This is a genomic window from Ancylobacter sp. GW821-FHT10E12 (genome assembly GCF_058809335.1).
Genome location: NZ_JBXASN010000019.1, coordinates 1 through 11,741, shown reverse-complemented (window position 1 = coordinate 11,741; position 11,741 = coordinate 1). Strand labels below are relative to the sequence as shown.

General features: G+C 70.3%; 11 protein-coding genes and 1 pseudogene. 6 read left to right on the top strand and 6 right to left on the bottom strand.

What is annotated here, in order from left to right; genetic code table 11:
- Window positions 1-84 precede the first annotated feature (84 nt).
- From cobT to AC1RU4_RS21825, 3 genes are all read right to left on the bottom strand, one after another.
- Entirely contained in the window at window positions 85-2,067 is a 1,983-nt protein-coding gene (gene cobT, locus AC1RU4_RS21835; protein ID WP_492893255.1) for a cobaltochelatase subunit CobT, read from the bottom strand.
- 206 nt (window positions 2,068-2,273) lie between these two features.
- On the bottom strand, window positions 2,274-3,260 hold the full coding sequence (gene cobS / locus AC1RU4_RS21830; protein WP_492893254.1) for a cobaltochelatase subunit CobS: 987 nt from the start codon (window positions 3,258-3,260) through the stop codon (window positions 2,274-2,276).
- A 54-nt stretch (window positions 3,261-3,314) separates the two neighbouring features.
- Window positions 3,315-3,935 carry a J domain-containing protein gene (locus AC1RU4_RS21825; protein ID WP_492893253.1) on the bottom strand — a complete coding sequence of 207 codons (621 nt, stop codon included), beginning with the start codon at window positions 3,933-3,935 and terminating at the stop codon, window positions 3,315-3,317.
- A 111-nt stretch (window positions 3,936-4,046) separates the two neighbouring features.
- Here AC1RU4_RS21825 and AC1RU4_RS21820 point away from each other — a divergent pair, with 111 nt between their 5' ends.
- Complete coding sequence (locus AC1RU4_RS21820; protein ID WP_492893252.1) at window positions 4,047-4,361, top strand: BolA family protein; 315 nt, start codon at window positions 4,047-4,049, stop codon at window positions 4,359-4,361.
- A 79-nt stretch (window positions 4,362-4,440) separates the two neighbouring features.
- Here the strand turns inward: AC1RU4_RS21820 and AC1RU4_RS21815 are convergent, their stop codons facing one another.
- Genes AC1RU4_RS21815 through AC1RU4_RS21805 form a run of 3 tightly spaced genes read right to left on the bottom strand, consistent with a single transcriptional unit; the run spans window position 4,441 to window position 7,604 of the window.
- Window positions 4,441-5,775, bottom strand: a complete 1,335-nt coding sequence (locus tag AC1RU4_RS21815) for an HlyC/CorC family transporter (protein WP_492893251.1) — start codon at window positions 5,773-5,775, stop codon at window positions 4,441-4,443.
- Window positions 5,776-5,784: 9 nt separating this feature from the next.
- Window positions 5,785-6,924, bottom strand: coding sequence for a 3-dehydroquinate synthase (aroB, locus tag AC1RU4_RS21810; protein ID WP_492893250.1), 1,140 nt, complete (start codon window positions 6,922-6,924; stop codon window positions 5,785-5,787).
- Window positions 6,921-7,604: a shikimate kinase gene (locus tag AC1RU4_RS21805; RefSeq protein WP_492893249.1), complete on the bottom strand. Its 684-nt coding sequence runs from the start codon at window positions 7,602-7,604 to the stop codon at window positions 6,921-6,923. Before AC1RU4_RS21805 ends, aroB begins: the two co-directional genes overlap by 4 nt.
- A 174-nt stretch (window positions 7,605-7,778) precedes the next feature.
- Here AC1RU4_RS21805 and AC1RU4_RS21800 point away from each other — a divergent pair, with 174 nt between their 5' ends.
- From AC1RU4_RS21800 to AC1RU4_RS21780, 5 genes and pseudogenes are all read left to right on the top strand, one after another.
- Window positions 7,779-7,922 (top strand): hypothetical protein, encoded by a 144-nt coding sequence (locus AC1RU4_RS21800; protein WP_492893248.1) that lies wholly within the window; start codon window positions 7,779-7,781, stop codon window positions 7,920-7,922.
- Between the two features lie 48 nt (window positions 7,923-7,970).
- A complete protein-coding gene (locus AC1RU4_RS21795) occupies window positions 7,971-8,957 on the top strand; it encodes a tyrosine recombinase (RefSeq protein WP_492893247.1) in 987 nt (328 codons plus the stop codon).
- A gap of 227 nt (window positions 8,958-9,184) precedes the next feature.
- Window positions 9,185-10,138, top strand: a complete 954-nt coding sequence (locus tag AC1RU4_RS21790; RefSeq protein WP_492893246.1) for an acetyl-CoA carboxylase carboxyltransferase subunit alpha — start codon at window positions 9,185-9,187, stop codon at window positions 10,136-10,138.
- A gap of 156 nt (window positions 10,139-10,294) precedes the next feature.
- Window positions 10,295-11,194: a L,D-transpeptidase family protein gene (locus tag AC1RU4_RS21785; RefSeq protein ID WP_492893245.1), complete on the top strand. Its 900-nt coding sequence runs from the start codon at window positions 10,295-10,297 to the stop codon at window positions 11,192-11,194.
- Window positions 11,089-11,741, top strand: a pseudogene (locus tag AC1RU4_RS21780) (L,D-transpeptidase family protein); the annotation flags it as partial. The gene AC1RU4_RS21785 and the pseudogene AC1RU4_RS21780, both read left to right, overlap by 106 nt.

The following is an 11,741-nucleotide window of genomic DNA, read 5'->3' as shown; positions in this document are numbered from 1 at the left end:
ATGCCCGGCCGCCCGCTCCCGCGGTGCACCCGTTCTCCGGTGCACCCGCTCCCGCGGTGCACCATTCCCGAGTGCACCCGTTCCCTAGTGGACGACCTGGCGGACCGGGCGGGCGCCCTTCGCCGTGCTCTTCGCCATGCCCTTGGCGGCGCCTTTCGCGCTGCCCTTCATGCCGGGCTTCACCCCCGCCTTGGCGGCGGCCTTGCGGGTGGCGCGCTCGTCGAACAGCTCGGCCAGCTTCTCGGTCATCGCGCCGCCGAGCTCCTCGGCATCGACGATGGTGACCGCGCGCTTGTAGTAGCGCGTCACGTCATGGCCGATGCCGATGGCGATCAGCTCCACCGGCGACTTGTCCTCGATCTGCTGGATCACCCAGCGCAGGTGCCGCTCCAGATAATTGCCGGGATTGACCGACAGGGTGGAATCGTCGACCGGCGCGCCGTCGGAGATCATCATCAGGATGCGGCGCGATTCGTTGCGCGCCAGCAGGCGGTTATGCGCCCAGTCCAGCGCCTCGCCGTCGATGTTCTCCTTGAGCAGGCCCTCGCGCATCATCAGGCCGAGATTGCGCCGGGCGCGGCGCCAGGGGGCGTCGGCCGACTTGTAGATGATGTGGCGCAGGTCGTTCAGGCGGCCGGGCGCGGCCGGCTTGCCGGCGGTGAGCCAGTTCTCGCGCGCCTGCCCGCCCTTCCACGCCTTGGTGGTGAAGCCGAGGATCTCCACCTTCACGCCGCAGCGCTCCAGGGTGCGGGCGAGAATATCCGCGCAGGCGGCGGCCACCGTGATCGGACGGCCGCGCATCGAGCCGGAATTGTCCAGCAGCAGCGTCACCACGGTGTCGCGGAAGTCGGTGTCGCGCTCGCGCTTGAAGGAGAGCGGCTGCATCGGGTCGATGATGACGCGCTGCAGGCGCGCCGGATCGAGCATGCCCTCTTCGAGGTCGAACTCCCAGCCGCGATTCTGCTGCGCCATCAGCCGGCGCTGCAGCCGGTTGGCGAGGCGGGCGACCACGCCCTGGAGATGCAGCAGCTGCTTGTCGAGATAGGCGCGCAGGCGGGCGAGTTCCTCGGCGTCGCACAACTCGTCGGCATTCACCGTCTCGTCGAAGCGGGGGGTGAAGGAATGGTATTCCGGCGGCCGCGCCTCGGCCGGGGCGACGTTCTGCGGGCGCCAGGGCTCGGAGGCCTCGTCGGCCTCGCCGAGCTCGGCATCGTCGGACAGCTCGGAATTGGGCTGGTCCTGCTGGTCCTCGCTCTCCTCCGGCGTCTGGTCGGAGGAGAGGTCGGTGTCGACCTCGGTGGTGCCTTCGCTGTTCTCGTCCTGCTCGGCGTCGCTGCCCTTGCCGCTGTCGTCCTCGCGGCTGTCGTCGGCGTCGGTGGAGGGGTCGTTGTTCTCGTCGAACGGGGCGATGTCCTCGCCCATGCCGAGCGAGGACAGGAGGTCGCGCATCGCCTCGGCGAAGCGCTCCTGGTCGCCGGCCGCCTGCGTCATCTCGTCGAGCGCGGTGCCGGCGCGCTCCTCGACGAAGCCGCGCCAGAGGTTCACCAGCTCGCGCGCCGCCGCCGGCGGGGCCATGCCGGTCATGCGCTCGCGCAGCATCAGCGAGATGGCATCCTCCAGCGGCGCGTCGGCGCGGTCGGCGAGCTGGGCGAAATTCGCCTTCTGGTAGCGGTCCTCCAGCATGGCGGAGAGGTTGAGCGCCACCCCGTCCATGCGCTGGGCGCCGAGCGATTCGCAGCGCGCCTGCTCGGCGGCGTCGAAGGCGGCGCGGGCCTGCTGGCCGACCGGGACCAGCTTCTTGTGCACCTTGGGGTCATGGCAGGCGAGGCGCAGCGCCATGGAATCGGCGTGGCCGCGCATGATCGCCGCGTCCTGCCGGGTCAGGCGCCGCGCCGGCTCCTGCAGCCGGGCCCGCCCGTCGGCGAAGCCCGGCTTCTCGGTGCCGAAGGAGACTTCGAGGTCCCGGTCGCCCGCAATGGCGCGCAGACAGCCCGACACCGCCCGCTTGAGCGGCTCGGTCGGGGCTTCCTTGGGCGGGGTGCGGGTCGTGCGGTTCGAGGTGCTCATGGCAGACGCCTTGGATCGAGAGGAAGCCTCGGAGGGCCGAGGTTCTTTCTTCCCTCTCCCCCCTCGGGGAGAGGTGGCCCGCGAAGCGGGTCGGTGAGGGGCTGCGCGGCTGTGGAGCCAGAGAGTTTCCGTGCCCGCCAGAGCCCCTCACCCCGACCCTCTCCCCGACGGGGAGAGGGGGAAGAAGGCGTGTGGGGATGGCGCCCTTACGACATCACCACGTTCACCGCCGATTCCGGCAGTTCCTTGCCGAAGCAGCGCTGGTAGAACTCGGCCACCAGCGCGCGTTCGAGCTCGTCGCACTTGTTGAGGAAGGTCACGCGGAAGGCGAAGCCGAGGTCCTTGAAGATCTCGTAATTCTCCGCCCAGGTGATCACGGTGCGCGGGCTCATCACCGTCGACAGGTCGCCATTGACGAAGGCCTGCCGGGTGAGGTCGGCGAGGCGCACCATGCGGGCGACGGTGTCGCGGCCTTCCGGCGTCTGGAAGTGCTTGGCCTTGGAGGAGACGATGTCGACCTCCTTGTCATGCGCCAGGTAGTTCAGCGTGGTGACGATGGACCAGCGGTCCATCTGCGCCTGGTTGATCTGCTGGGTGCCGTGATAGAGGCCGGTGGTGTCGCCGAGGCCGATGGTGTTGGCGGTGGAGAACAGCCGGAACGCCCCGTGCGGGCGGATGACGCGGTTCTGGTCGAGCAGGGTCAGCCGGCCGGCGGATTCCAGCACGCGCTGGATGACGAACATCACGTCCGGGCGGCCGGCGTCATATTCGTCGAACACCAGCGCGACGTTGTTCTGGTAGGCCCAGGGCAGGATGCCGTCGCGGAACTCGGTGACCTGCAGGCCGTCCTTCACCACGATGGCGTCCTTGCCGATCAGGTCGATGCGGCTGATGTGGCTGTCGAGGTTGACGCGGATGCACGGCCAGTTGAGGCGGGCGGCGACCTGCTCGATATGGCTCGACTTTCCGGTGCCGTGATAGCCGGTGACCATCACGCGGCGGTTATGGGCGAAGCCGGCGAGGATGGCGAGCGTGGTCGGGCGGTCGAACAGATAGTCGGGGTCGATCTCCGGCACGTACTCGTCCGGCTCGGCATAGGCCGGGACGTCGAGGTCGATGTCGAGCCCGAACACCTGACGGACCGAGACCTTCATGTCCGGCAGCGGCGGAGCTTGGATGGGCGAGGCGGTCATTATTCCTCCGTTGCCGCGTTTCGAACCGCGGGCTGGGCTGGCCAAGACCCGGTTCTAGCAGAAGCCGGTACTCTTGAGGTGGTTATAGGCCTGGATGACGTCGCGCAGCCGGTCTTCCGTCGACACGTCGCCACCGTTGGCGTCCGGGTGGTATTTCTTGACGAGCAGCTTGAAGCGCGCCTTGATCTCTTCCGTCGTCGCGCCGAGCTCGAGGCCGAGGCTCTCGAAGGCCCGGCGCTCGGCATTGCGGATCATCCGGCTCTCGCGCGCCGGCTCGGGCTCGGGCCGCTGGGTGCCGCCCATCTCGCCGAACATGCCGAACGGATCGGCGAAGCCTTCCGGCGCATGCTCCTGCGCCGGGCCGCGGCCGCCCTGGCGGGCACCGTTCTGGCCCATCTTCCAGGTCGGGCGGTGGCCGGTGAGCGCGTCCTTCTGATAGGCGACGACGGCATCGTCCGGCATGCCGGCGAAATAATTGTAGGATTGGTTGTAGGCGCGCACATGGTCGAAGCAGAAGCGCCAGAACTGGCCTTCCTGCTGGCGGCCCTTCGGTGCGCGATGCGACGCAGGGTTGCAGCAGTCGGCCCACTCGCAGGTGGGGCCTTCCGCCTTCATGCGGCGATCGCGGTCCGGCTTGACGCGGATGCGGTCGAATATCGGGGAGTCGAGCTTCATGATGGGGGCGATTATGCTGATGCCGGGGCGGGTATACAAGAAACCAAAAGGACGTCATCGCCTCATGTGGCGATATTGACGCGGGACGGCGGGGCGGATAGCGCAAACGTCATGAGCATCGATCCATCTCCCGCCGACCCCCTGCCGGCCGCCGACGCGGTCGCCGCCCGGCTCGCCCGCGTGCGTGCGGCGCTGGCCGAACTCGCCCCGAGCCTCCTCGAACTGGAGGACGAGAGCCATCGCCACGAAGGCCATGGCGGGCATCGGCCGGGCCAGCTCACGCATCTGCGCATCCGCATCACATCCGCCGTCTTCGCCGGACAGGGCCGGCTGGCGCGCCACCGCATGGTCAACGGCCTTCTCGCCGCCGAACTCGCGGGCGGGTTGCATGCGCTGGCGATCGAGGCGAAGGCGCCGGGCGAGTAGGCCGCGGCCCGACCCATATGGGGGCCGGCGGCGGTTTTTCCATGGCCGCCTTTCCGTGGCTGCCCGGATGCCGGCGGCGTCAGCCCGGGACGCGCCTTGGCCGGGTGCCGGGCGCGGCCGGCTCGCGCGGGCTGGCGGGCTGGCGCTGGGCATCGAGCGGCACCACGCGGACCAGCGTGATGCGGTTGCGCTGCTTGCGCATGATCTGGAAGCGGAAGCCGTGGAAGATGAAGGCCTGCCCCGGCTCCGGGATGATGCGGGCCTCGTGGATGACGAGGCCGGCCAGCGTGGTGGCCTCCTCGTCCGGCAGCGACCAGCCCATGGCGCGGTTGAGGTCGCGGATCGGCACGCTGCCCTCGACATTCACCGAGCCGTCGGCATGGCGGCGGGCGCCGGTGAAGGCGACGTCGTGCTCGTCGGCGATGTCGCCGACGATCTCCTCCAGGATGTCCTCCAGCGTGACGAGGCCCATCACCTCGCCATATTCGTCGACGACGAGGGCGAAATGCTGCTTGCGGCGGCGGAAGGCCTTCAGCTGGTCGGCCAGCGTGGTGACGTCGGGCACGAACCAGGCCGGGGCGGCGATCTTCTCGATGGCGAGCTTCGAGACGTCGTTGCCGAGCGACTGCAATTCGCGCAGCAGGTCCTTCACATGCAGCACGCCGACGATGTTGTCCGGCTTCTCCCGCCACAGCGGAATGCGCGTATAGGGCGAGGACAGCACGTCGCGGACCAGCTTTTCCGGCGGCTCGTCGAGATTGAGGCTCATGATCTTGGTCCGGTGGACCATGATGTCGGAGACCTCCAGCTCGCCGAGGTCGAGCAGGCCGCCCAGCATGTCGCGCTCGTCCTTGACCACGCTGCCCTCGCGGTGCAGCAGGTCGACGGCGCCGCGCAGCTCCTCGGCGCCGGAGAGCACCCCCGAGGTGCGGCCGAGCTCGACGCCGACGGCGCGCAGCATCGCCCGCACCAGCGCCTCGATGGCGAGGGTGAGCGGGCCGAACAGGCCGATGATCAGCCGCAGCGGGCGGGCGACCAGCAGCGCCACCCGGTCGGGATGGTTGATGGCGACGGTCTTCGGCAGCACTTCGGAGAAGATCACCACGATCACCGTCATGCCGATGGTCGCATAGGCGATGCCGGCGGTGCCGAACCACGCCAGCAGGATCCCGGTGGCGAGCGACGACGCGGCGATGTTGGCGAGGTTGTTGCCGAGCAGGATGCCGCCGATGAGCCGCTCGCGCATCGCCATCATGCGGTTGACCAGCGCGGCGCGCGCGTCGCCGTTCTTCTCCAGCGCGTGCATGCGCGCCTTGGAGGAGGCGGTGAGCGCCGTTTCGCTGCCCGAGAAGAAGAACGACAGCAGCAGGCAGATGACGACCGCGCCGAGCGCCAGCCAATCGCTTGTTGTCATCGGCCATCCTTAGGGGTTGGAGCGCTCCGCGTCGAGGAAGGCGCGCACGGCAGCGGGGTCGATGTCGCGGGCGATGAAGCTCTGGCCGATGCCGCGGGCGAGGATGAAGGTGAGCGCGCCGCGCGACACCTTCTTGTCCTGCGCGATCAGCGTCATCAGCCCGTCGGTGTCCGGCAGGTCGCCGGGAATGTCGCGGATGCGGGTCGGCAGGCCGACGGTGCGCAGATGCGCCTCGACGCGGGCGGCATCCTGCGGCGCGCACAGGTTCTGGCCGGCCGAGAAGCGGAAGGCCTGCGCCATGCCGACCGCCACCGCCTCGCCGTGTAGCAGGCGCTGGGAGAAGCCGGCCCCGGCCTCCAGCGCATGGCCGAACGTGTGGCCGAGATTGAGCAGGGCGCGGTCGCCGGTCTCGAACTCGTCGCGGGCCACCACGGCGGCCTTGGAGGCGCAGCTGGTGGCGATGGCCTCGGTGCGCACGGCGCCGCCGGCGAACACGTCCTGCCATTTGCGCTCCAGCCAGGCGAAGAAGGGCGCGTTGTCGATGAGGCCGTATTTGGCCACCTCGGCATAGCCGGCGCGGAATTCGCGCAGGGGCAGCGTGTTCAGCACGTCGGTATCGGCCAGCACCAGGATCGGCTGGTGGAAGGCGCCGACGAGATTCTTGCCGTGGCGCGAATTGATGCCGGTCTTGCCGCCGACCGAGGAATCCACCTGGGCCAGCAGGCTGGTCGGCGCCTGCACGAAGTCGACGCCGCGCCGCAGCGCCGCCGCCGCGAAGCCGGCGAGATCGCCGACCACGCCGCCGCCGAGCGCCAGCACGAGGTCGCGCCGCTCGATGCGGGCGGCGATGAGGGCGTCGACCACCGTCTCGAAGGTGGCGAAGTTCTTCGAGCCCTCGCCCGGCGCCACCAGGACGGTGGAGGGGACGAGGCCGGCTTCCCTGAGGCTCGCCTCGACGCCGGGCAGATGCCGCTCGGCGACGTTGCTGTCGGTGACGATGCCGACCCGCGCGCCGGGGCGCAGGGCGGCGATGCGCGGGCCGATCTCGGCCAGCAGGCCGGCGCCGATGACGATGTCATAGGTGCGCGCGCCGAGGCCGACGCTGAGCCGCGTCACATCGGGGCGGGCGAGGGTTCCGGCGGCGGTCACGTCTCTTCTCCGGTCTGGCAGGGCGTGCCGGCATCCGGCACGTCGGCGGGGGATATTTCGGCGGCAGGCAATTCGGCGGCAGGCAATTCGGCGGTCGGCCAACCCGTATCGGGAATGCCGAGATGCCGCATCAGCGCGTCGATCACCGCCTCGACCATGACATCCTGCGGGACATCGTGCGAGGTCACGGTGACATGGGCGCCGGCATAGACCGGGTAGCGCTGCTCGATCAGCGCCGCCAGCGTCGCCTCGGGATCGGCGGTCTTGAGCAGCGGCCGGTCGTCGCGGCGGCGCACGCGGCGCATCAGCACGTCGAGCTCGGCCTTCAGCCAGACCGCGAGGCCGTGGCGCGCCACCGTCTCGCGGGTCTCGGCATTCATCCAGGCGCCGCCGCCGGTGGCGAGCACCATCGGCCCGGATTCCAGCAGCCGGGCGATGACGCGCTTCTCGCCGTCGCGGAAGGCCGGCTCGCCGTGATGGGCGAAGATCTCGGGGACGGTCATGCCGGCCGCCTGCTCGATCTCGGTATCGGCATCGGCGAAGGGCAAGGCGAGGCGCTTGGCGAGGCGCTTGCCGACCGAGGACTTGCCGGCGCCCATCATGCCGACGAGCACGATGGAACGCGTGCCGAGATGCACGCGCAGCGCGTCCGCCTTGGTGTCGCCGGGCGTCGTCGTCATGGAAGTCCCCTCGGCTCGCGACCTAGCACCCGCGACAGGGCGATGCAATCGCGCCGCGGTGGGACGGGCGGATGGCAAAACGCGGCCGTCCTTTCGTCCGGCCCCGGAAAGGCACTAGCATGGCGGCGGGTCCGCCCTTCCGATTCGCCCGCCGAACCCCAGACGCGAGAGACTATGCCGAGCCTGATCCGTCTTCTCGCCATCCTCGCCGTGATCGGCGGGATCGCGTATGGGGCCATGTGGTCGCTCGCCACTTTCGTCGAGCCGCAGAAGCGGGAGATGAGCGTGCCGGTGCCGCAGGATCGCTTCGCGAAATAGACCGCCTCGCCGCACCGGCGGGCGTCTCGCCAGACAGGATTTTCGCCGATGGGACGCCCGGTCGCGCTGTTCCTCGACATGATCGCCGCCGAGCGCGGGGCGAGCGCCAACACGCTCGCCGCCTATCAGCGCGATCTCGACGACTATGCGGAATTCCTCGGCGGGCAGGACAAGGCGGCCGCCTGCGGCACCGCCGAGATCCGCTCCTATCTCGCGTCGCTGTCCAGGCGCGGGCTGAAGGGCGCCACCGTGGCGCGGCGGCTCTCGGCGCTGCGGCAGTTCCATCGCTTCCTCTATGTCGAGAACTATCGCGGCGACGACCCGGCGGCGGTGCTGGAAGGCCCCAAGCGCGGGCGGCCGCTGCCCAAGGTGCTGAGCCTCGCCGAGGTGACGAAGCTGATCGACACCGCGCATGAGCGCGCCGCCGCGCCGGCCTCCTCCCCGGCGGAGGCGGCGCGGCGGGCGCGGGTCGCCTGCTTCGTCGAGCTGCTCTACGCGACGGGGCTGCGCGTTTCCGAGCTGGCGGCGCTGCCGGCCTCGGCGGCGCGGGCCAAGGGCGACGCCATCATCGTGCGCGGCAAGGGCAACAAGGAGCGGCTGGTGCCGCTCGGCGACCCGGCGCGGGCGGCGATGGCGACCTATCGCGCCGCGCTCGCCGCCGCGGGGGCCGGCAAGGAGAGGGAGGCGGGGGAAAAGGCGAGGGGGGAAAAGGCGAGGGTCGGGGCGAAGGACGAGGCGCGCTGGCTGTTCCCCTCCGCCGCCGCGAGCGGCCATGTGACCCGCCAGCAGGTGGCGCTGGACCTGAAGGACCTCGCGCTCGCCGCCGGGCTCGACCCCGCCAAGCTGTCGCCGCATGTGCTGCGCCACGCCTTTGCCAGCCATCTGCTGGCGCATGGGGCGGAGCTGCGCATGGTGCAGACGCTGCTCGGCCATTCCGACATCTCGACCACGCAGATCTATACCCACGTGCTCGACGACCGGCTGAAGAGCCTGGTGCGCGACCTGCATCCGCTCGCCGACGGCGAGGCGGAGTGAGGCTGCATCCGCCCGCCGACGGCGAGGCGGAGTAGGGCCGTATCCGCCCGGAACCGGGCGCCGTGCGGGGCGCGGCGTGCGTGCCGGAGCTGCGGCGGAATGACGTTGTTAGGGCTTTCCGCGGCATTGCCTTGACGCCGCCACCCTCTCGGGGCAGCTTCCGCGCCACTTGCGGGCCGTCCGACCGGGCGGCCTTCCTTCCCGCCAGACGGATTTGCCGACCAGCGATGCGCAGCTACCTCGACTTTGAAAAGCCCGTGGCCGAGCTCGAGGCCAAGCTGGAAGAATTGCGCGCCATGTCCGCGCAGGGCGACGCGGTCGCCATCGGCGACGACATCGCGCGGCTGGAGGCCAAGGCCAACGAGGCGCTGGTCCAGCTCTACGCCAATCTCACGCCCTGGCAGAAGACCGCGGTGGCGCGCCATCCGCTGCGCCCGCATTTCCTCGATTACGCCGCGTATCTGTTCGAGGACTTCACCCCGCTGGCCGGCGACCGCTTCTTCGCCGAGGACGAGGCGATCATCGGCGGGCCGGCGCGCTTCCGCGGCCGGGCGGTGATGCTGATCGGCCATGAGAAGGGCTCCACCACCGAGACCCGCATCCGCCACAATTTCGGCATGGCCCGCCCGGAAGGCTACCGCAAGGCTGTGCGGCTGATGGAGATGGCGGAGCGCTTCGCGCTGCCGATGATCTCGCTGGTCGACACCGCCGGTGCCTTTCCCGGCCTCGACGCCGAGGAGCGCGGCCAGGCCGAGGCGATCGCCCGCTCGACCGATGCCTGCCTCGCGCTCGGCGTTCCCAATGTTGCCGTGATCATCGGCGAGGGTGGCTCGGGTGGCGCCATCGCCATCGCGACCACCAATCGTGTGCTGATGCTCGAACATTCGATCTACAGCGTGATCTCGCCGGAAGGCGCGGCCTCGATCCTGTGGCGGGACACCGCCAAGGCGCAGGAGGCGGCGACCAACATGCGGATCACCGCGCAGGACCTGCAGCGCTTCCATATCGTCGACCACATCATCTCCGAGCCGCCGGGCGGCGCCCACCGCAACCCGGCCACGGCGATGGACATGGCCGGCGACGCCATCGAATCGGCGCTCGGCGATCTCGACGGAATGGAGCCGGCGGCGCTGCGCAAGGCCCGGCGCGAGAAGTTCCTCGCCATCGGGCGGAACCTGTAGAACCAAGGCCCGGCGCGCTCCGGCGCGTCGGTGACGGACGGCCGGGGACATGCGACGCGACGGCTCCTGGGCGGGCCACTTGCGGTAACACCCCGGCAAGGTTAACCCTCTAGACTGTCGCTGTTCGTTGACTTGGATCGGCGGGGGAGTTTCGCGTTGAGCCTTTCGGCTTCTTCAAGGCCCGTGCGCGCATCGGCGGGAGCCCGCCTGCGGGCGCTGCTGCTCGCGGGCGCGGCGGCGCTGGCGTTGGCGGGCTGCACCGGCGACGGCGGCCCCTCGGTCAATGCCAAGGCGATGAAGGCGCTGAGCCCGCAGACGGTCGCGCTCATCCAGGACAAGGGCATGACGAAGGAAAGCCCCATCGTCGTGCGCATCTACAAGGAAGAAGCCGAGCTCGAGGTGTGGAAGGAAAACACCTCGGGCGACTACGCGCTTCTGAAGTCCTACCCGATCTGCCGCTGGTCCGGCGAGCTCGGCCCCAAGGTGAAGGAAGGCGACCGGCAGGCGCCGGAAGGCTTCTACACCATCACTCCGGGCCAGATGAACCCGAATTCCAGCTATTACCTCTCGTTCAACCTCGGCTTCCCCAATGCCTATGACCGCGCCTGGGGGCGTACCGGCGCGCATCTGATGGTGCATGGCGACTGTTCGTCGGCCGGCTGCTACGCGATGACCGACGAGCAGATCCAGGAGATCTTCGCGCTCGGCCGCGAGAGCTTCCAGGGCGGGCAGCGGGCCTTCCAGGTGCAGGCCTATCCGTTCCGCATGACCGGCGACAACCTCGCCCGCCACCGCAACAATCCGAACCTCGCCTTCTGGCGGATGCTGAAGGAGGGCAGCGACACGTTCGAGCTGACCCGGCAGCAGCCCAAGGTGGATGTCTGCGGCAGGCGCTACGTGTTCAACGCCACGCCGGTGGACCCGAGCGCCCGCCTCGACCCGAGCGCGCCGTGCCCCGAATTCACCCAGCCGGGGGATCTCGGCGCGAGATCCCCGACCGCCGCGCCGCCGACGAGCAGAAGATCGCCGCCGCCTCCGGGCCCGCGGCGCCGGTGAAGACCGGCAAGGACGGCGGCATGAACAAGGTGTTCCTCGCCAAGCTGGCGAACCCGCAGGTCCAGGCGCCGGGCTCGCTGCCGGCGGTGGTGAAGCCGCCGGGCAGCGATTACGGCGTCGCCACCAACGAGCCGGCGCCGGCCGAGAGCATCGCGCTCGCCACCGCCGACACGGTGCCGACCGCCGCCAACGTGCCGCTGCCGGAGCCGCGCCCGACCGATGCGCCGGGCGCCGTCAGCCCGCAGCTCGCTGCCGCTTCCGGCCCGGAGCTGGCGCTGTTCGCCCGTCCGGCCCCGGCCCCCGTCACGGCGCCGACCGCGCAGGTGGCCTCGATCGAGGAGGGCGGCTCCTCGCTGCTCGCCAGCGTCGGCCGGCTGCTCGGCCGCAGCGATGCCCCGGCCGAGCCGGCCGCCGCCGCCGCGGCCCCGGCTTCCACGTCCGGCTCCTCCAGCCTGTCGGCGATCGGCAACTGGCTGACCGGCCGCAGCGTCGAGCCGGCGCCCGCCGCCAGCGCCGCCCTGCCGGCGGCCGACGTGCCGGTGCCGCC